Genomic DNA, 19,167 nt, shown 5'->3' with positions numbered 1-19,167 from the left:
CACCACCCATGCCGCTGGAACCGCCGTGAGCAAAGACCCTGATCGCCTATTCGCCCAACCCCTGGCCCAAGTGCCGGACTTCGCCTTCAACGAGGACGTGGTGCGGGTGTTTCCGGACATGATCAAGCGTTCGGTGCCGGGTTACCCGACCATCGTCGAAAACCTCGGCGTGCTCGCCGCGCAATTCGCCCAGCCCAATAGCGTGCTCTACGACCTGGGCTCATCCCTGGGCGCCGTGACCCAGGCCCTGCGCCGGCATGTGCGCACCGACGGTTGCCGGGTGATCGCGGTGGATAACTCGGCGGCCATGGTCGAGCGCTGCCGTGAATACCTCAACGGCCAGGACTCGATGTTCCAGGAGTTGCTGCCGGTGGAAGTGATCGAAGGCGACATCCTCGCCCTGGCGTTTCAGCCAGCCTCGGTGGTGGCACTGAATTTCACCCTGCAATTCATCGCGCCGGACCAGCGCACCGCACTGTTGAGTCGCATTCGCCAGTCCCTGCTGCCGGGCGGCGCCCTGATCCTGTCGGAGAAGTTACGCTTCAACGATGCCGAGGAACACGCCCTGCTGACCGACCTGCACGTGGCGTTCAAGCGCGCCAACGGCTACAGCGAGTTGGAAATTGCCCAGAAACGCAGCGCCATCGAAAACGTCATGAAGCCCGACAGCCTCGAAGAACACCGCGAGCGCCTGTTGGCGGCCGGGTTCTCGAAAGTCGTGCCGTGGTTCCAGTGTCTTAACTTCGCCTCGTTGATTGCCCTGCCATGATCGATCTGTCCCCCCTCGCCCGCCATCTGGCCGGCACGCCCCTGGCCAATTGGGCCGCGACGCTGCAGACGCAACTCGATAGCAAGATGGAAAAGGGCCACGGCGACCTGGAGCGCTGGCAAAGCGCGCTCGATGCGCTGCCGGTTTTGCAGCCCACCACGATTGACCTGCTGAACGGGCTGACGCTCGACGCCGATTGTTCCGACGAAACCCGGGCGCAAATGCGTACCGCGTTGATGGGCCTGTCGCCCTGGCGAAAAGGGCCTTTCGACCTGTTTGGCGTGCACGTGGACACCGAATGGCGCTCGGACTGGAAGTGGTCGCGGGTGGCCCCGCACCTGGATCTCAAGGGCAAGCGCATCCTCGACGTGGGCTGCGGCAACGGCTACTACATGTGGCGCATGCTCGGTGCCGGGGCGGACACGGTGATCGGCGTCGACCCCAATTGGCTGTTCTTCTGCCAGTTCCAGGCGGTACAGCGCTACCTGTCGCAGCCCAACGCCTGGCATTTGCCATTCCCCTTCGAGGCCCTGCCACCAGAGCTGGAAGGCTTCGACACAGTGTTTTCCATGGGCGTCTTCTACCACCGTCGCTCGCCGATCGAACACTTGCTCGCCTTGAAGGATTGTTTGGTCAAGGGCGGCGAACTGGTGCTGGAAACCCTGGTGATCGAAGGCGACGAACACCAGGTGCTGGTGCCCGAGGACCGCTACGCGCAGATGCGCAATGTGTGGTTCCTGCCGTCGGTCCCGGCCCTGGAACGCTGGCTGCGCCGCGCCGGGTTCAGCGACGTGCGTTGCGTGGACGTGAGCCTGACGACCGTGGAAGAACAGCGCAGCACCGAGTGGATGAAATATCAGTCCCTGAGCGACTTCCTCGACCCCGCCGATCACAGCAAGACAGTCGAAGGACTGCCGGCGCCGATGCGGGCGGTGATCGTGGCGCGCAAATAAACAGCCCAAGCCCTCTGTGGGAGAGCAACCTGCTCACTTAAGGGCTGCCAATCATTGTGGCGAGGGCGCTTGCTCCCGCTCGGCTCTGTAGGAGCTGGCGAAGCCTGCGATCTTTTGATCTTTGGCTTGAGACTCAAGTGCCTGGGGAAAGATCGCAGCCTCGCTTCGCTCGACAGCTCCTACAGGCGCAGCCCAGCGGGAGCAAGCTCCCTCGCCACAAGGGTATGTGTTCAACCTTGCGATTTGGCTCTTCGGGCCTTGAAGAACTCACTCAACACGGTGCTGCATTCCTCCGCCAGCACCCCACCCTCGAACAGCACCCGATGGTTCAGGAAACCCTGGCTGAAAAACTGCCCCTGGCTCTGCACGATGCCGGCCTTGGGCTCCAGGGCGCCGTAGACGACCCGGGCGATGCGCGAGTGGACGATGAGGCCGGCGCACATGCTGCACGGTTCCAGCGTCACATACAGCGTGCTGCCGGGCAGGCGATAGTTGCTCACGGCCTGGGCGGCGGCGCGGATGGCGACCATTTCCGCGTGGGCGCTGGGGTCGTGGCCGCTGATCGGGCAGTTGAAGCCGCGCCCGATGATCTCCCCGTCTTGCACCAGCACCGCGCCCACCGGCACTTCGCCCAGGGCGGCGCCTTGGGCGGCGAGGGCCAGGGCTTCGCGCATGAAATCCTGGTCACGGCTGCGGTCGATGATCCTGGCGGGGCGAATCTGGCGCATCACGCCACCTCGATGGCGGCCATCAGGCCGGTTTCCATATGGTCGATCACATGGCAGTGGAACATCCACACGCCAGGATTATCCGCCACCAGCGCCACCTGCGCCCGCTCGTTCTTGCCCAGCAAATAAGTGTCGGTGAAATACGGCACGACCTTGTGCCGGTTCGACGCGATCACCTTGAAGCTCATGCCGTGCAAATGGATCGGATGCTGGTACTGGGTCATGTTCTTCAATTCGAAAATGTAGCTCTGGCCTTTCTTCAGCGTGGCGATCGGCCGGTCGGCGCAGGTCTTGTCAGTGATGTCCCAGGCCTTGCCGTTGATCTGCCACAGGCTCGGCGGCTTGCCGTTGTCGACATTGACCGACACCGAGCCGACCCATTCGAAATTGAAGTTGAGTTTCTCGGCATTGGCCAGGTCCGGCTCGGACACCGGGTTGGCTGGCAGTGCCGGTGGCCACTGGGTCGGTGCGTCAGTGTTGGGCACCGAACGCAAGGTCCCCAGGCGCACCGGGCCATTGCGCAACGACAACTCTTCACCGGCCGGCGGCGCCTTGATCGCCAGGCAAATGCGCATGCCCGGGCCAAGCCAGTATTCCTTGCCCAACGGGCGCGGCTCGATGGGGTTGCCGTCCAGTGCATAGATCTGCGCTTCAACGCCGGGGATGTTGATGCGATAAGTCAGGGTGTTGTCGAGGTTGAGCAAGCGCACCCGGGTGATCTGTCCGGCCGGCAGGTCAATCACCGCCTGTGGCACACCGTTGATGGTCGCCAGTCGCCCGGCCGTACCGCCACGCGCCGCCTCGCGAGGAATGCTGAACGCGACGAACTCACCCTGCTCATCCACATGCCAGCTCTTGAGGCTCAGGGTCTGCTCGTATTTGAAACCGGTGGGCTCACGCTCTTCGATGATCAACGGCCCCACCAGCCCACGCCCGAGCTCTTCGCTGCTGTTGACGTGGGGGTGATACCAATAGCTGCCAGCGTCCGGCACGCGGAATTTGTAATCGAAATACTCGCCCGGCAGCACCGGCAGTTGCGAGACGTACGGCACGCCGTCCATCTCCAGCGGCAAACGGATCCCGTGCCAGTGAATGGTGGTGGCGACCGGCAGGTGATTGATGAAGCGAACCCGCAACCATTCGCCCTGGCGCACCCGCAGCTCGGTGCCCGGCGCCGAGGGGCCGAACGCCCAGGCCTGGGTCTTGTACCCGGCCACCAACTCGACATCCAGGGGCGCGGCGATCAATTCATAGTCGTGACCGGCCTCGGCGTCGGCCCTCTTGCCCAGCCAGTACCGCGACGCGCCGCCAGCCCCCACACCAACGACAACAAGACCGGCCAGGCCACCGAGTATTTGGCGACGGGTAAAGGACATGAACGCAACCACCTATTGAATCCGCGCGAACCGTTGGGCCCGCAAAAGGCGAATACGATACACCCGCAGATGAGAAACGGTAAGGAAACCAAGATGAAAAAAACGTGTGGTGATCATTTCCCGACAAAAGAATGAATCGAGCGGTCAGCCCTGCAAGCCGGTGATCAGATGCACCACCCCGTTGTCCAGCGTCATCACCCCCGTCACACCGGCGACGCTCAGCCCGGCCCGATCGATCCGCGCCATATCCAGCAGCTCCACCCGCAGTCGCGTCAACGCGACGGGCTGATGAGACTTGAGGTTTTCCGCGCCGCCCAACGCAGCAATGATCGCCGGCGCCAGCCCATCGAACGTTGCCGGCCGCTTGGGTTCTTCCGGTACCAGGTCCGGGGTCAGGGATTTCCAGAAGGCCTGTTGTAGTTTGTCGAACATGTTCAAAGCTCCATGACTAGGGTGGCCGGGTTGGCTGTGGATGAGTGAGTACGCAGGAGGTCACGCACCTGCTCCGCGCTGTCCTGGCCCAAGGCCTCTTGAGCCAGCGTGCGGCACTCGCTCAGGTTCCATTGACGCACGCAGGCCTTGATCGCCGGAATCAGCGGCACACTGACCGAGAGTTCATCCACGCCCAACCCCAGCAACAACGGCACCGCCAGCGGTTCCGATGCCAGCGCGCCACACACCCCGACCCATTTGCCGTGAACGCGAGCGGCTTCAACCGTACGGGCTATCAGGCGCAATACCGAGGGATGCAGGCTGTCGGCCTGGCTGGCCAGACGCGGGTGGTCACGGTCCATGGCCAGGGTGTATTGGGTCAGGTCGTTGGTGCCGATGGAGAAGAAATCCACCTCTGGGGCAAACAGGTCGGCCATCAGCGCTGCCGCGGGCACTTCGATCATGATGCCCAGCTTCGGCGCCTGCTTGAGTCCCAGGTGGCGGACCTCTTCGTCCAGCATCTGCCGCGCCAGGCGCAGCTCCGCCAGTTGCGTGACCATGGGCAACATGATGTGCAGCCGCGCCAGCTCCGAACAGACGAGAATGGCCCGGAACTGTTCACGCAACAACTGCGGTCGCTCCAGGCACAGGCGAATGCCGCGCATGCCGAGGAATGGATTGGCCTCATGAGCCATCGGTACATAGGCCAGCGGCTTGTCGCCGCCCACGTCCAGGGTGCGAACCACCAGATTGCGCTCAGGCCCCAGTACTCGGGCGACGGCGCTGTACAGGGCTGCTTGCTCGTCGTGGCCAGGTGGGTGCGTGCGATCCAGGTAGAGCAGTTCGGAGCGCAACAGTCCCACGCCTTCACCTCCCAGGGTCATGGCCTGCTCCACGTCCCGCAGCGACCCGACATTGGCACTGACTTCGACGCGATGGCCATCCAGGGTCCTAGCCGCCAGGGCCGACTGTTCGAGGTCACGCTGATGTCGCTGGCGCTGCCGGTCACCCGCGGCCTGGCGTTGCTCGATCAGGGTTTGATCCGGATTCACGTGCAGTTCGCCGCTGTCGGCGTCCAGCAACACCCGGGTGCCGTTATCCAGGGTCAGCACGGCTTGCGCCACGCCACACAACGAGGGCAGGCCCAGCGCACGGGCCAGGATCGCGACATGGCTGGTGGCACCGCCGCCCACGGTGACGAAACCGGCGATGCGTGAGGTGTCGAGGTTGGCGGTCTGGGACGGCGTCAGTTGCTCGGCCACCAGGATCGCCTGTTCGGGCAGGCTCCAGGCGTTGTCCTGCACGCCCAGGATCAGCTTGAGCACCCGCTGCCCGACATCGGCCAGGTCCGTTGCGCGTTCGGCCAGCAAAGCGCTGCCCAACTGTTGGAACAGCGTAGCGCTCGCCTCGGTGGCGGTTCTCCACGCGAATGCGGCGCTCTTGCCCTCGGCGATCAAGGCTTGGGCCTGCTCCAGCAAGGTGGGGTCTTCCAGCAACTCTTGATGGGCGCGAAAAATCTGTGCCTGGACACTGCCCGTCGCCTCGTCCTGCAATGCTTTCAAGGCTTGGATCGCCTGCTCCAGCGCTTGATCGAGGGTCGCCTGCTCGGCCTCGATGCCGACGCCCGCCTCCTCGATGTCCAAGACCTGGGAGGCGATCTGGACCACTTCGCCAAACGCCGAGCCGGGCGACGCGCAGACACCCCGCAGCAGGCCAGGCAGCGACGGTTCGACGGCGATGGCCGGCTCCGGCGCCAGCGACGCTTGTACCGTTTCGCCGCATCCCGATAGCAGCAAGTGTTCCAACGCCTCGATGGCCTGCCCGGCCTGGGGGCCGGCGGCGCTGATTTGCACGCTGTCGCCCTTGGCCGTCTGCAACGCCATGATTGCGACCAGGGATTTGGCGTTGGCGCTGGCTTGCTGCTTATGCAGTTGGACAGTGGCCTCGAACCCCTTGGCCGCCTGGGCAAACATCGCGGCAGGACGGGCATGCAGGCCACTTTCATTGGGCACGATCAGCGGCCGGGAAAACAGCACCGAGCCCTGCTGCGCCTCATCGACCGCCCCCTGTTCACCTGAGCGCACCTGCAACAACGGCGCGCCGTTCTCGATGCAAGTGGCCTCGTCCACGAGCAGGCTGAAAGGTTCGCCACTGACCACCAGCATCAGCGTCAACAGACTGCGCGCATGCAGGGCGATGTAGTCGGCATCGAAATCGATCAGCGGCTGGCCGGCCTCGACCCGCTGCCCCAGGGTCACCCGCGAGGTGAAGCCCTTGCCCGCCAGATTGACCGTGTCCAAGCCAATGTGCATCAGCACCTGGACGCCGTTGTCAGCGGTGACACTCACCGCATGGGCGCTGTCCTGAAGCGTGCCGATGACACCGGACAGCGGTGCACAAAGGGTCTGCGAGGTCGGATCGATGCAAATGCCATCCCCCACTACTCGGCTGGAGAAGACCGGATCCGGCACGCTGTCCAAGGGCATCAAGACCCCGGACAGCGGTGCGAGCAATTGCAAAGGTTGCGTTGTGTTCATGAGACTTCACCTGCTGCTGTCTGTTCTTTTTGGCATCGCGGGCACGCAGAGATCAGCGACCCGCGCTACACGGGTCATTTCCACCAGTATTCGACCTGCAGACCCACGTTGGAGCCATGTCGCGCACCGCCAAATGCACCGGTGTCCGACAGCGCCGAGCCGGCGGCCAGTTCATTGGCGGCACGCTTGGCCGCCGCGTTCCAACTGGCGTAGGTGTAATAAAGCCGTACTTCCGGACGTGCCCAGAATTCCGGTCCCTTGGGCGACCAAGTGGGGGCAAAGGTGAATTTGCTCAGCTTGCGTGTTCCATCGCTGGCCTGCACCTGGTCGTGGCCCAGTTCGGCCACCAACTTGAATTGATCAGTGATGGCATACGCCGGGCGAACCCCCAACGACAGCCAGTCCTGGTCGGCGCCATCGGGGCGGATGTCCTTCTGGTACACCGCCTGCACCTGCCCGCCGAAACGCGGCGTGACCTGCCAATCGAAAAACTCCACCAGACGATAGCTCTTGTTGCTGTCGTCCAGCCCGGTGTCGCCGGTATAACCCAGCCCGGTGCCGGGGCCCTCGCCATACTGCAAGGCCAGTTTATTCTTGCCGCCCAGGAAGTCCTGCTGCACATGCTGGGCGGTCAGGGCCCAACCGCGATGGGCGTCACGACGGTTCGCCCGGTCGATGAAACTCAGGCCAAATTCCAACTCGCCGCCAGGGTTGGTCCTGAAACCGGCGACGTTGAAGTCATGCCGGTTGACCGGGTCTTTCTGGTAGAGGTTGTCCTTGCGCGAGAAGGCGTAGCTGTATTTCAAGCCGCCGATCAGCACGTCCTCGATCCCGCCACCGGTAGCACTCTGGTTCCAGTAGTAGAAATCCGAAATATGGATGTCGTTACGTTTGTAGTAACGCCGACCGGCCCACAACGATCCGCCGTTCAGGCTGGGCATGTTCGACCATTGGGCATACATCTGCGGCATGCGCGCCGCGCCGTTTTCATCCTGGAAAGTCGGTGTGCGGTCATAGCGGTTGTACAGCGATGCCATGCCATCCACGCTCAACACCGAGCCATCGTCGAGGGTGAACAGATCCTGGCGCAGCTCCAATTCCCCGTACTGCTCGCATTCATTGCCCAACCTATATTTGGTCTGCGCCCCCGGCAACTGGAAGCAGGATTGGGAACGGCCATTGGTCGCACTGCCGACGCCGCTGCGCAGATAACCGGAAAACTCCAGCGCCTGAACCGGGAACGGCAGCGCCAGGCAGATACAGGACGCGGCCAGGCCACGGTTTATTATTGTTTTCATACGCCTCTCCATTGTTTCTTATTGTTGTTTGCTCCATGAACTCCCCCTTGGTTGCCGTTTGGCTGACGACAAAGGGCCCACGATGCGTCTGGCGCAACGTGTTCGCTGTCAGGCATTGCCTGGGGCAGGGGAAGTTTTTTCTTCAGTCGCTCAGGTGCAGCACGAACGACTCGTAGGGCCGCAGATGCAGCCGTCGGTATCGGTGTTCGCCAGCCTCGTAGTTGCCGATCACCCAGCGTTGTTTCGTGTCATGGGTGAGGATCCCTTCAGGCAGCTCCACCTCGCAGTCGCCCCCATAAAAATGGCTGACCACCAGCAGCCGCTCCCCCTGCCCTTCGCGCAAGTACGCCCACACGTGCGGGTGTTCGGGCAATAGCAGGCGGTAGACACCGTCCTGGATCAGGGCTTCGCTGCGGCGCAGAGCGATCAGTTGACGGTAGTAATGCAGCACCGAGGTCGCGTCTTTTTGTTGTTGCTCGACATTGATGAAAGCGGCGTTGGCCGGCACGCCAATCCAGGGCTCGACCCGGCTGAAACCCGCGTTCGGCCCGGCACTCCATTGCATCGGCGTGCGCCCGTTGTCACGGGACTTCTGCATGATCGGCGCCATGGCCTCGGCTTCAGATATTCCGGCGTTGCGCTTGAGGCGATAGATATTCAGGGTTTCCACATCACGGTATTGCTCGATGTGCTCGAAGCCCGGATTGGTCATACCCAGTTCCTCGCCCTGGTACACGAATGGCGTGCCCTGGAGAAAGTGCAACGCCGTGGCGAGCATCTTCGCCGAAGGCACGCGGTACTCACCGTCATCACCGAACCGCGACACCACCCGCGGCTGGTCATGGTTACACCAGAACAGCGCATTCCAACCGTCACCGGCCTGCATGCCGACTTGCCAGTCGGACAGGATGCGTTTGAGTTCGAAAAAATCGAAGTCGGCCCGCACCCACTTTTGCAGGTTCGGATAATCCACCTTCAGGTGATGGAAATTGAAGGTCATCGACAGCTCGCGGGAAGCCGGGCACGAATAGCGAACACAGTGCTCAAGGCTGGTGGACGACATCTCGCCGACGTTGATCAGGTCGAAACCCTCGAAGACTTCCCGGTGCATTTCCTGCAAGTAGCGGTGCACGTTGGGACCGTCGGTATAGAAACGCCGTCCGTCCGTGTGATCGTCAGGGAAGTCGGCCGGCTTGGAGATCAGGTTGATCACATCGAGACGAAAGCCCCCAACCCCCATGTCCCGCCAGAAACGCATCATCTGGAACACTTCGGCGCGGACCTGGGGGTTGTCCCAGTTCAGGTCGGCCTGGGTATGGTCGAACAGATGCAGGTAATACTGGCCGGTCTGCGCTTCGTACTCCCAGGCCGAGCCGCCGAACTTGGACTCCCAGGTGTTCGGCTGGTCCCGCCAGATATAGAAATCGCGGTACGGGTTGTCGAGGCTGCTGCGGGCGGCCTGGAACCAGGGGTGCTCGATGGAGGTGTGATTGACCACGATATCGAGCATCAGCTTGATGCCGCGCTTGCGCGCCTCGGTGATCAACAATTCGCAATCGGCCATGGTGCCGTAGCTGGGGTCTATGGCGTAGTAATCGCTGATGTCGTAGCCATTGTCCCGTTGCGGCGAACGCAGGAACGGTGTCAGCCACAGGTAATCCACACCCAGCCAGTGCAAGTAGTCGAGCTTGTCCACCACCCCCAGCAGATCACCGGTGGCCTGGCCGCCATGGCTGTAGAAACTCTTGGGATAGATCTGGTAGATCACCGAGCGTTGCCAGTCTTGCATGTGCGTTTCCTTCAATCTGTTTTGTACCGGCCTCACAGGCCTCATCGCGGGCGAGCCCGGCTCCCACAGGGCTTAGGCCACCCGATACCCCGGTCGGACGATCTTCATGCTCAACGCGCAGGTCAGGGCAAAGGGCACGCTCATGGCGATGACCATGCCGATCACGAACATCGGTATGTAGTCCGGCACAATGGAAATGAAACCCGGCAGCCCGCCCACGCCAATCGCCGAGGCCTTGATCTTGTTCAGCGACAGGAAAATGCAACCCAGGGCCGAGCCGGCCAGGGCGCAATAGAAGGGGAATTTGTAGCGCAGGTTGACCCCGAACATTGCCGGTTCGGTGATGCCGAAATAAGCGGAAATCGCAGAGGTGGACGCCATGCTCTTGTCCCGCGCATTGCGGGTCATGTAGAACACCGCCAGCGCCGCGCTGCCCTGGGCCAGGTTGGACATGACGATCATTGGCCAGATGAAGGTGCCGCCCTGGGTCGAGATCAACTGCAGGTCCACCGCCAGGAACATGTGGTGCATGCCGGTCACCACCAGCGGCGCATAGAGCAGGCCGAAAATCGCCCCGCCAATCACCGGTGCCAGGTCGAACAGCGCCACCATGCCTTCGGTGATCAGAATGCCCAGGTGCCGGGTGACCGGACCGATGATGGCGAGGGCCAGCACACCGGTGATCACAATGGTGGTGATGGGAATCACCAGCAGTTGGATGGCGTTGGGCACCCGGGCCCGCAACCATCGCTCGATCACACTCATGACATAGGCCGCCAGCAGGATCGGCAGGATCTGCCCCTGATAGCCGACTTTCTCGATCCGGAACCAGCCGAAGATGTCGAAGTACGGCAGGCTCTGGCCTTCCAGCCCCGCCACGGCCTTGCCGTAGTTCCAGGCGTTGAGCAGGTCCGGGTGGACGAGCATCAGGCCCAGCACGATGCCGAGGATTTCACTGCCGCCGAAACGCTTGGCCGCCGACCAGCCCACCAGGGCCGGGAGAAAGACGAAGGAAGTATTGGCCATCAGGTTGATCAGGCTCCAGACGCCGTCCAGGTTCGGATAGGCATCGAGCAACGTCTGCCCGGCAATGAACATGCCCTTGGCGCCCAGCAGGTTGTTGACGCCCATCAGCAGGCCGGCGATCACCAGCGCGGGCAGGATGGGCATGAACACATCGGAGAGCACCCGCACCAGGCGCTGCATGCCGTTGCCCTTCTGCGCGCCCTGGCGCTTGACGTCGGCGATGGTCGCGGCGGCCAGGCCGGTCAGTTCGCGCAGGGCGGCATAGACCTTTTCCACCTCGCCCGGGCCAATGACCACCTGGAACAGGCCACCGGTGAAAAACGAACCCTTGACCAGGTCGATCTGGTTCAGCGTGGCACTGTCCACCCGAGCCGCGTCCTTGAGGGACAGGCGCAGGCGCGTCACGCAGTGGGCGGCCTGCTCGATATTGTCGACGCCACCCAAGCTTTGCAGCAGCTCGCTGGCGATTCTGGAGTAATCGTGGCTCATGCTTTTTTCTTCCGCGTCATTCTTGTTATTGAGAGTCGACAGCACGTGGAAGAGAAAGTACTCGTCTGTACGAGTTAAATCAACAACTCGTACAGACGAGTTATGTTTTTGTTTATGATGAGCCCCCGAAATACCGGGAAACGTCCTACGCTCCTGTCGTCAAACGATGACAGCCGAATGGACAATCTCCCACTTGGCCCGTAAGGTTCCGCCCCGGTGAACAGCGCGGTACAGAGCCCTATCCATGAGTAAATACAACCAGATCTACAACGATCTGCTGACCAGCATTACCACCGAACGCCTGGAGCGAGGCGCCCGCCTGCCCTCCGAAACCGAACTGATGGACAGCTACCAGGCCAGTCGTGGCACGGTGCGCAAGGCCATCGAACAACTCCAGGAGCGCGGCTTCGCCCAGAAGATCCACGGCAAGGGCACCTTCGTCCTGTCCACCCAACCCATCGAATTCCAGCTCGGCGGCATCGTCAGCTTCCAGGAGACCTACCCGCGCCTGGGCAACGATGTCAGTACCGAAGTGGTCGAGTTCAGCCAGTTACCGTTGGAAGGTGCCTTGCTCGAGCACATCAAGGCCCCCGCCGGCAGCCAGGTCACTCGCATCAAGCGGGTCCGACGAATCGATGGCAAGCGCGTGATCCTGGACATCAACTATTTCGTCAGCGACGTGATCCCCGGCCTGACCCGCGACATCGCCGTGCAGTCGATCTACGCCTTCATCGAACAGACCCTGCAACTGCAAATCGCCTACGCCCAGCGCACCATCGAAGCGGTCCGCTGCGGCAAGGACGACCTGCAGCACCTGGACCTCGACCGCCAGAGCCACGTCATCGTCGTCAGCAACCAGACCTTTCTCCAGGACGGCCGGCAGTTCGAGTACACCGAATCGCGGCATACCCTGGATAAGTTTTATTTTTCGGATGTGGCGCGGCGTTGAATACAGAAAGCCGTGTGGATACATTTCGGCCCATCCCCCTACCTGTTGCAGCGCGGGCATTCCAGAAATGATGTCGTGCATCTGATCTTGTAGCTAACGGTTAAGGTTGTAAAAAAACGATTAGATAACAAGAGTCGCGCACAAAAACGATTACTCCTGCCAACCGGCTCGTCAAACTGAGGAGAGGCTGAGCATGACTATCACCCAACCAAAGCGTCCAACTCTTCGGAAGCCATGCCAGGTAACCGTCGACCTTCTTTCGCAACGTTGACCTGCAGCGCCACCTGGGCCACATCCAACACATTCTTGGTAAGCGAATAGCTGCCCTTGGCCTGCAGCCAGGTCAGCACGTCCGCCAAATGCCAGATAGAAGCACTCCCCTCGTGCACCGGTGTCGGGAAGCTACCTGGATGGGCCAACATCAGCTTGCGCATGTTCTGCCGGGACACACCTACGATCTCGGCGACATCGGTCAGCCCAACCAAATCAGGCGCAACCTCGATCAATTTGGCCGACGGCACCGCGCGATGGACGTCGGCCAGAGCGCTAAGCACTGCCTTGACCGCATCAGGAGCCTCGCGCGTGAACTCAAGCGCCAGCCGTCCCGGTTGCCCGATACCCACCAAGGCATCGTCGCAACCCGCTTCTCCCAGCCGCTCGACCAGTTCATCCATGGCACAGCCATCGTCAGCGAGCTGATATTTCAAGGTAAAAATATATTCCATAGTTCTATTCCTCAGCATCGTCATCAGCATCGCGCTGGTTGCGATGCGCAGTGCAATTGTCCACGACGCGTCGCAATGCTCGCGCATGGTTGCCAGGGTTCTTCGGCGTGCTCCATATCGAGGTGATGCAGAACTCGCCACACCGGCATTCCACCTCTTTGTACGGGCAATAAACCCGCCCCCAGGCGTGACTGCCGCCAACGTCTACGCGCCACCCCTGCCCTTCGGCATACCTAAGCGTTTCTTCGATTTCTTTCTTCGGGTGCGTTGGACGAATCATCCGTGATCTCCAGTATTCGCATAACCAGCCAGGTTGTCAAATGACAACCTTACTCTTTCTTTCAAACGACGCTCTGCCCAGCGGGGTCACGTTTGCCCGGTCGCAGCATGGATACAGGGGGCACGAGGCGCATTACTTGGCACGCGACAGCATTTCGCGAGGCATGCCGGCGAAATTCCCGCAGGGCTTCGCCGTCCGATGATAAGCATTTCTCGGTGCCCGTTGAGGCGAGGAATCGTAGCGAAAGGTGACTGAACCGCCAGGCGACATTCACTAGCAGGGAGCGAAGGACAAACGTGGGCAAGCCAGGGACAACGATAGGGAATTGGCGAGTCGCAGACGGGCACAGACCGCTTGGAGCCGCCCCTACCCCTGTGGCGAGGGAGCTTGCTCCCGCTGGGATGCGCAGCAGCCCCAACCCCTCATCGCGGAGTGTCAGGTTGATCCTGCCCGCTTGGATTGGGGGCGCTTCGCACCCCAGCGGGAGCAAGCTTCCTCGCCACGGTTTTGTGTTTGGCTGGCAATGACGCGAGCCTTTCAAGTCTCATCACGTCAGTGACAAAGTGCTGATCCAGCAATTGAAGGGTCTGGAAGCCAATCGCGTGCGGGCGCGGACCGACTATAAGGAGGTGCCAGCACGCTTGGATTACGCATTGGCCCCGCTCGGTCGCAGTTTGGCCGAGGCAATCGTCCCGCTGTGCGCCTGGTAAGCCGAGAACGCGGCACAAATGGCAAGCATCTTCGCCAAACGCGATGCTTTTCCCTAGAAATCGCCAGACCCAAAAAGCAAAAAGAAAAAAGCCCGCAATTAAGCGGGCTTCAGGGTGTCTTGCTAGTGGCTACCGGTCAGCGCCGGACGCCCCATCACTCCCACTCAATCGTCGCCGGCGGCTTGCTCGACACGTCATACGTGACGCGGGAGATGCCTTCGATTTCGTTGATGATCCGCCCGGAAACGGTTTCCAGCAGCTCGTACGGCAGGTGTGCCCAGCGAGCGGTCATGAAGTCGATGGTTTCCACGGCACGCAGGGCCACGACCCAGGCGTAACGACGGCCATCGCCGACCACGCCCACCGATTTCACCGGTTGGAACACCACGAAGGCCTGGCTGACCTTGTGGTACCAGTCGGCCTTGCGCAGTTCTTCGATGAAGATGTGGTCGGCGCGACGCAGCAGGTCGGCGTATTCCTTCTTCACTTCGCCGAGGATCCGCACGCCCAGGCCCGGGCCCGGGAATGGGTGGCGGTAGACCATGTCGTAGGGCAGGCCCAGTTCCAGGCCGAGGCGACGCACTTCGTCCTTGAACAATTCGCGCAGCGGTTCGACCAGCTTGAGGTTCATTTCCTCCGGCAGGCCACCGACGTTGTGGTGGGACTTGATCACGTGGGCCTTGCCGCTCTTGGCGCCGGCCGACTCGATCACGTCGGGGTAGATGGTGCCCTGGGCCAGGTACTTGATGTTGTCCAGCTTGCAGGATTCGGCATCGAACACGTCGATGAAGGTGCGGCCGATGATCTTGCGCTTCTTCTCCGGGTCGGACTCGCCAGCCAGGTTGTTCAGGAACTGCTCTTCGGCGTTGGCGCGGATCACCTTGACGCCCATGTTCTCGGCGAACATGGCCATCACTTGCTCGCCTTCGTGCAGGCGCAGCAGGCCGTTGTCGACGAAGACGCAGGTCAACTGGTCGCCGATGGCCTTGTGCAGCAATGCGGCAACCACCGAGGAGTCAACGCCGCCAGACAGGCCCAGCAGCACGTTGTCGGTGCCAACCTGGGCGCGGACCTGGGCGATGGCATCTTCGGCGATTTTCGACGGGGTCCACAGGGCTTCGCACCCGCAGATGTCGAGGATGAAGCGCGACAGGATGCGGCCGCCCTGCTTGGTGTGGGTCACTTCAGGGTGGAACTGCACGCCGTAGTAGCGGCGATCGTCGTTGAACATGCCGGCGATCGGGCAGCTCGGGGTGCTGGCCAGGATGTGGAAGTCTTCCGGCATCTTGGTGACCTTGTCACCGTGGCTCATCCACACGTCCAGGCCGAACAGGCCGTCGGCGTCGACGTGGTCCTCGATGCCGTCCAACAGGCGGCTCTTGCCGACCACGTCGACGCGGGCGTAACCGAACTCACGCAGGTCCGAACCTTCGACCTTGCCGCCCAGCTGTTCAGCCATGGTCTGCATGCCGTAGCAGATACCGAAGACCGGCACACCCAGGTCGAACACGGCTTGCGGGCAGCGCGGGCTGTCGGCTTCGTGCACGGACTCGGGGCCGCCGGCGAGGATGACGCCTTTCGGAGCGAATTCGCGAATCGCTTCGTCATCCATGTCGAACGGATGCAGTTCGCAGTACACGCCGATTTCACGCACGCGGCGGGCGATCAGCTGGGTGTACTGGGAACCGAAGTCGAGGATCAGGATGCGGTGAGCGTGAATGTCGAGGGCCATGACTCATTCTCATGTAGGGAATCAGAAACAACTCGGGGCTGAATGAACAGCCCCGGTGATTTAACGTTTTGCTGGAGGCCTTAACCTACGCGGTAGTTCGGCGCTTCCTTGGTGATCTGCACGTCGTGGACATGGGACTCGGCCATGCCGGCGCCGGTGATCCGCACGAATTCCGGCTTGGTGCGCATCTCTTCGATGTCAGCGCTGCCGGTGTAGCCCATGGAAGAACGCAGGCCGCCCATCAGTTGATGGATGATGGCGCTCAGGGTGCCTTTGTACGGCACGCGACCTTCGATGCCTTCCGGCACCAGCTTCTCGGCACCCGCGGAGGAGTCCTGGAAGTAACGGTCGGAAGAGCCCTGGGCCTGGGACATGGCGCCCAGCGAACCCATGCCGCGGTAAGCCTTGTAGCTACGGCCCTGGAACAGCTCGATCTCGCCCGGCGCTTCTTCGGTACCGGCGAACATCGAACCCATCATCACGCAGTAGGCACCGGCGACGATGGCCTTGGACAGGTCACCGGAGAAACGGATACCGCCGTCGGCGATCAACGGCACGCCAGTGCCTTCAAGGGCGGCGGCGACGTTGGCGATGGCGCTGATCTGCGGCACGCCGACACCGGCGACGATGCGGGTGGTGCAGATCGAGCCAGGACCGATACCGACCTTGACCGCGTCGGCGCCGGCGTCGGCCAGGGCCTTGGCGGCTTCGCCGGTGGCGATGTTGCCGCCGATCACCTGCACGTCTGGGAAGTTCTGCTTGACCCAGCGAACGCGGTCGATCACGCCTTTGGAGTGACCGTGGGCGGTGTCGACCACCACCACGTCAACGCCGGCATTGACCAGGGCGGCGACGCGGTCGCCGGTGTCCTTGCCGGTGCCGACCGCTGCGCCGACGCGCAGACGACCTTGGTCATCCTTGCTCGCCAGTGGGTAGGCCTTGGCTTTTTCGATATCGTTGACGGTCATCATGCCCTTGAGGGCGAATTTGTCGTCGACGATCAGCACGCGCTCGATGCGGTGCTTGTGCAGCAACTCACGGACGTCGTCCTTGCTGGTGCCTTCCTTGACCGTGACCAGGCGCTCTTTAGGCGTCATCACTTGCCGGACGGAAGCATCCAGGCGGTTCTCGAAACGCACGTCGCGGGAGGTGACGATGCCGACCAGGTCGCCATCGTGCAGCACCGGAACGCCGGAGATGTTGTGCATGCGGGTCAGTTCGAACAGATCCCGGACCGTGGCGTCAGCCTCGATGGTGATCGGATCCTTGACCACGCCAGCCTCGAACCGCTTGACCTTGCGCACTTCGGCGGCCTGCTGTTCGATGGTCATGTTCTTGTGGATGATACCGATACCGCCTTCCTGGGCCATGGCAATGGCCAGACGGGCTTCGGTCACGGTGTCCATGGCGGCGGAAACCAGGGGGATATTCAGTTCGATGCCACGGGTGAGACGGGTTTTGAGACTGACTTCGTTAGGCAGTACCTCGGAATAACCGGGCACTAGGAGAATGTCGTCGAAGGTCAGAGCTTCTTGGCTGATACGCAGCATCGCGGGGGCTCCCGAGCGGGAAAATGGAAGCGCGCCATTATACTCATGCACCCCGTCTGGCTCAATGTAAAACTCTGTCTATTATTGGCGGGGTGATTGACGGGCTAAATCACTCCACGCCCATCTAAGCTCAGAACCTGTTTAGAGCTGGGACAGGCTGGCTTTTGTGGCGAGGGAGCTTGCTCCCGCTGGGCTGCGAAGCGGCCCCGGCTTTTTGGCGATTGCTGCGCAACCGAGCGGGAGCAAGCTCCCTCGCCACCGGGGTGTGTTCCTCTCTACAGCGGCTGTTTCTCGCTACAATTCCACCTTCACCCAACTCACCGGCTGATCGAGCCAATCGGCGAATTCGTCAAGAAAGTCCTGCTTGAACCCCGCCTCCAGCCAGTTATTGAAGATGAACCCCAGGTTGGAAAAACCGCAGGGCTGCAGGAACAGGAAACCGTTGATGTCATCTTCATGACCGCATTCGGGGCAGGTGAAGTTGTCGGTGCGCGCCGGCATCCAGTCTTCCAGGCTTTCGAACAGCGCCTCGCCAACCTCCCTGCGACACTCGGCGCAACCGGCTTCTTCGAGAAAGCCCTTGGCCGGCGTATAGATGCAGCGCTTGGTGATGATCTCCAGGCCATTGATCGATTCGCCGAACGGCAAGGCTTCGGGGTGCATGACCACCGCGCGGGCACCGGGGGCAATGGCGTGGGCCATGCGATTGCCGGTGCGTCCGCAGGTGGTCAGTTGTTCTTCGACGATATTCTTGCGCACCAACCAGCGCACGATCGCCCGGGCCCGAGGCTCGTGGACCGGCAAGGTGGAAATTTTCGGGACGATGATGCTTTGCGAGTTCATGGCGAGGCCTGGAGGTTTCCCTGGCGGATCTTATAAAGGGCCGGCAGCTTAATCCCTGGCTGGGCCAGGTCAAGCACTCAGGTAGCGTCCGATCAACGCGAGGCCACTGGCGAGCACCAGCCAGGTGACCAACCGCACGAACGCCTCGCGCGACAACCTCATGGTCAGGCGACGCCCCACCCACAACCCCAGCGCCATGGCCGGCAACAAACACAGCGCCAGTACCAACAAGGGTAGCTCGGCATACACGCCGGCGATGATAAACAGGCTCAAGCGCACCACGGTGCTGCAACTGATCAAGGCACTTTGCGTGGCCCGGGCCGGGTCCTTGGGCAAGCGGCTGTTCAGGTAGATGGCATATAAAAAGCCGCCACTGCCAAACAACGCGCCGAACATCCCGCCCACGGTGCCCATCGGAAACGCCCACAACGAAGACAGCTGCGTCGGCCGGGTCTTTATCAACAGGCTATAGATGGCATAGCTGCTGATGAACAGCCCCATCAACAGCAACAACAGGTCGGACTTGAGGTTGAGCAGGAAAATCACCCCCAGGGTGCAGCCCACTGCCATGCACGGCAGCAACCGCAGCAGTTCCGGCCGGGACACGTCCCGACGCGATGGCAACAGGTTGCCAAACGCCGCGACGAAATCGAGCAAGACCAGCAGCGGGACGATTTTCGACAGTGGCATGAACAGCAGCAGGATAGGCGCGGCCACCAACGCTGTGCCGAACCCGGCGATGCCGAACACGATGTAGGCCAGGGCAATGGCCAGGCCGATCACCAGCCAATCCAGGGGAGCAAATGCCCACTGGCCCAACCACGACAGAAGATTCATCCAGCACTTCCTTGATGAGGAGAGCGGGGACTTTAGCCAGATGCCGGGGGTTACATCCAGCACTTATGGTGACTGATCCACCGCTATCGCGAGCAGGCAACTCGGTCTAATTATTTGCACACATGGAGATTCACCAACAAATGC

General features: G+C 61.7%; 16 protein-coding genes and 1 pseudogene. 4 read left to right on the top strand and 13 right to left on the bottom strand.

The annotated features are described in order from the left end of the window. Nucleotides 1-25: 25 nt before the first annotated feature. Both cmoA and cmoB read left to right on the top strand, forming a co-directional pair. On the top strand, nucleotides 26-769 hold the full coding sequence (gene cmoA / locus AD659_RS04390) for a carboxy-S-adenosyl-L-methionine synthase CmoA (protein ID WP_053118678.1): 744 nt from the start codon (nucleotides 26-28) through the stop codon (nucleotides 767-769). After that, the gene (gene cmoB, locus AD659_RS04385) at nucleotides 766-1,722 is read left to right on the top strand and encodes a tRNA 5-methoxyuridine(34)/uridine 5-oxyacetic acid(34) synthase CmoB (protein ID WP_053118676.1); all 957 of its coding nucleotides are present in this window, start codon (nucleotides 766-768) and stop codon (nucleotides 1,720-1,722) included. The genes cmoA and cmoB overlap by 4 nt, the downstream gene beginning before the upstream one ends. Nucleotides 1,723-1,952: 230 nt before the next feature. Here cmoB and tadA read toward each other — a convergent pair whose 3' ends face one another. From tadA to treP, 7 genes are all read right to left on the bottom strand, one after another. After that, nucleotides 1,953-2,450: a tRNA adenosine(34) deaminase TadA gene (tadA, locus tag AD659_RS04380; RefSeq protein WP_053118674.1), complete on the bottom strand. Its 498-nt coding sequence runs from the start codon at nucleotides 2,448-2,450 to the stop codon at nucleotides 1,953-1,955. Next, on the bottom strand, nucleotides 2,450-3,826 hold the full coding sequence (locus AD659_RS04375; protein ID WP_053118672.1) for a multicopper oxidase family protein: 1,377 nt from the start codon (nucleotides 3,824-3,826) through the stop codon (nucleotides 2,450-2,452). Before AD659_RS04375 ends, tadA begins: the two co-directional genes overlap by 1 nt. Nucleotides 3,827-3,970: 144 nt before the next feature. Beyond that, on the bottom strand, nucleotides 3,971-4,258 hold the full coding sequence (locus AD659_RS04370) for a PTS sugar transporter subunit IIB (protein WP_053118670.1): 288 nt from the start codon (nucleotides 4,256-4,258) through the stop codon (nucleotides 3,971-3,973). A 2-nt stretch (nucleotides 4,259-4,260) separates the two neighbouring features. Next, nucleotides 4,261-6,795, bottom strand: a complete 2,535-nt coding sequence (gene ptsP / locus AD659_RS04365) for a phosphoenolpyruvate--protein phosphotransferase (protein WP_053118667.1) — start codon at nucleotides 6,793-6,795, stop codon at nucleotides 4,261-4,263. Between the two features lie 74 nt (nucleotides 6,796-6,869). Beyond that, nucleotides 6,870-8,093, bottom strand: coding sequence for a maltoporin (locus tag AD659_RS04360; RefSeq protein ID WP_053118665.1), 1,224 nt, complete (start codon nucleotides 8,091-8,093; stop codon nucleotides 6,870-6,872). A 142-nt stretch (nucleotides 8,094-8,235) separates the two neighbouring features. After that, nucleotides 8,236-9,882 (bottom strand): alpha,alpha-phosphotrehalase, encoded by a 1,647-nt coding sequence (gene treC / locus AD659_RS04355; RefSeq protein ID WP_053118663.1) that lies wholly within the window; start codon nucleotides 9,880-9,882, stop codon nucleotides 8,236-8,238. A 72-nt stretch (nucleotides 9,883-9,954) separates the two neighbouring features. Then, complete coding sequence (treP, locus tag AD659_RS04350) at nucleotides 9,955-11,397, bottom strand: PTS system trehalose-specific EIIBC component (protein ID WP_053118661.1); 1,443 nt, start codon at nucleotides 11,395-11,397, stop codon at nucleotides 9,955-9,957. A gap of 244 nt (nucleotides 11,398-11,641) precedes the next feature. On the opposite strand from treP, the gene treR reads away from it, so the two are divergent. Beyond that, on the top strand, nucleotides 11,642-12,346 hold the full coding sequence (gene treR / locus AD659_RS04345; protein ID WP_053118659.1) for a trehalose operon repressor: 705 nt from the start codon (nucleotides 11,642-11,644) through the stop codon (nucleotides 12,344-12,346). Nucleotides 12,347-12,546: 200 nt separating this feature from the next. On the opposite strand, the gene AD659_RS04340 is transcribed toward treR, so the two are convergent. After that, nucleotides 12,547-13,071 (bottom strand): helix-turn-helix transcriptional regulator, encoded by a 525-nt coding sequence (locus tag AD659_RS04340; RefSeq protein WP_053118657.1) that lies wholly within the window; start codon nucleotides 13,069-13,071, stop codon nucleotides 12,547-12,549. 4 nt (nucleotides 13,072-13,075) lie between these two features. Then, the gene (locus AD659_RS04335) at nucleotides 13,076-13,351 is read right to left on the bottom strand and encodes a hypothetical protein (protein ID WP_053118655.1); all 276 of its coding nucleotides are present in this window, start codon (nucleotides 13,349-13,351) and stop codon (nucleotides 13,076-13,078) included. A gap of 551 nt (nucleotides 13,352-13,902) precedes the next feature. Here AD659_RS04335 and AD659_RS04330 point away from each other — a divergent pair. After that, a pseudogene (locus AD659_RS04330) lies at nucleotides 13,903-14,061 on the top strand (winged helix-turn-helix transcriptional regulator); the annotation flags it as partial. A 154-nt stretch (nucleotides 14,062-14,215) separates the two neighbouring features. Here AD659_RS04330 and guaA read toward each other — a convergent pair. From guaA to AD659_RS04310, 4 genes are all read right to left on the bottom strand, one after another. Next, a complete protein-coding gene (gene guaA, locus AD659_RS04325; protein WP_045155136.1) occupies nucleotides 14,216-15,793 on the bottom strand; it encodes a glutamine-hydrolyzing GMP synthase in 1,578 nt (525 codons plus the stop codon). A gap of 80 nt (nucleotides 15,794-15,873) precedes the next feature. Then, entirely contained in the window at nucleotides 15,874-17,343 is a 1,470-nt protein-coding gene (gene guaB / locus AD659_RS04320; protein ID WP_053118653.1) for an IMP dehydrogenase, read from the bottom strand. A 294-nt stretch (nucleotides 17,344-17,637) separates the two neighbouring features. Then, complete coding sequence (locus AD659_RS04315) at nucleotides 17,638-18,186, bottom strand: hypothetical protein (RefSeq protein ID WP_053118651.1); 549 nt, start codon at nucleotides 18,184-18,186, stop codon at nucleotides 17,638-17,640. A gap of 69 nt (nucleotides 18,187-18,255) precedes the next feature. Then, entirely contained in the window at nucleotides 18,256-19,023 is a 768-nt protein-coding gene (locus AD659_RS04310) for a sulfite exporter TauE/SafE family protein (RefSeq protein ID WP_053118649.1), read from the bottom strand. Nucleotides 19,024-19,167 lie beyond the last annotated feature (144 nt).

It is taken from the genome of Pseudomonas thivervalensis (assembly GCF_001269655.1).
Taxonomy (GTDB): Bacteria; Pseudomonadota; Gammaproteobacteria; order Pseudomonadales; family Pseudomonadaceae; genus Aquipseudomonas; species Aquipseudomonas thivervalensis.
This window is presented reverse-complemented; position numbering and strand designations above follow the sequence as displayed.

Coding starts and splice junctions, on each gene's coding strand:
- tadA (WP_053118674.1), bottom strand. CDS start 2,450: ATGCGCCAGATTCGCCCCGCCAGGATCATCGACCGCAGCCGTGACCAG.
- treP (WP_053118661.1), bottom strand. CDS start 11,397: ATGAGCCACGATTACTCCAGAATCGCCAGCGAGCTGCTGCAAAGCTTG.
- guaA (WP_045155136.1), bottom strand. CDS start 15,793: ATGGCCCTCGACATTCACGCTCACCGCATCCTGATCCTCGACTTCGGT.
- AD659_RS04315 (WP_053118651.1), bottom strand. CDS start 18,186: ATGAACTCGCAAAGCATCATCGTCCCGAAAATTTCCACCTTGCCGGTC.
- treC (WP_053118663.1), bottom strand. CDS start 9,882: ATGCAAGACTGGCAACGCTCGGTGATCTACCAGATCTATCCCAAGAGT.
- AD659_RS04375 (WP_053118672.1), bottom strand. CDS start 3,826: ATGTCCTTTACCCGTCGCCAAATACTCGGTGGCCTGGCCGGTCTTGTT.
- AD659_RS04310 (WP_053118649.1), bottom strand. CDS start 19,023: ATGAATCTTCTGTCGTGGTTGGGCCAGTGGGCATTTGCTCCCCTGGAT.
- ptsP (WP_053118667.1), bottom strand. CDS start 6,795: ATGAACACAACGCAACCTTTGCAATTGCTCGCACCGCTGTCCGGGGTC.
- guaB (WP_053118653.1), bottom strand. CDS start 17,343: ATGCTGCGTATCAGCCAAGAAGCTCTGACCTTCGACGACATTCTCCTA.
- AD659_RS04370 (WP_053118670.1), bottom strand. CDS start 4,258: ATGTTCGACAAACTACAACAGGCCTTCTGGAAATCCCTGACCCCGGAC.
- cmoB (WP_053118676.1), top strand. CDS start 766: ATGATCGATCTGTCCCCCCTCGCCCGCCATCTGGCCGGCACGCCCCTG.
- AD659_RS04340 (WP_053118657.1), bottom strand. CDS start 13,071: ATGGAATATATTTTTACCTTGAAATATCAGCTCGCTGACGATGGCTGT.
- treR (WP_053118659.1), top strand. CDS start 11,642: ATGAGTAAATACAACCAGATCTACAACGATCTGCTGACCAGCATTACC.
- AD659_RS04360 (WP_053118665.1), bottom strand. CDS start 8,093: ATGAAAACAATAATAAACCGTGGCCTGGCCGCGTCCTGTATCTGCCTG.
- AD659_RS04335 (WP_053118655.1), bottom strand. CDS start 13,351: ATGATTCGTCCAACGCACCCGAAGAAAGAAATCGAAGAAACGCTTAGG.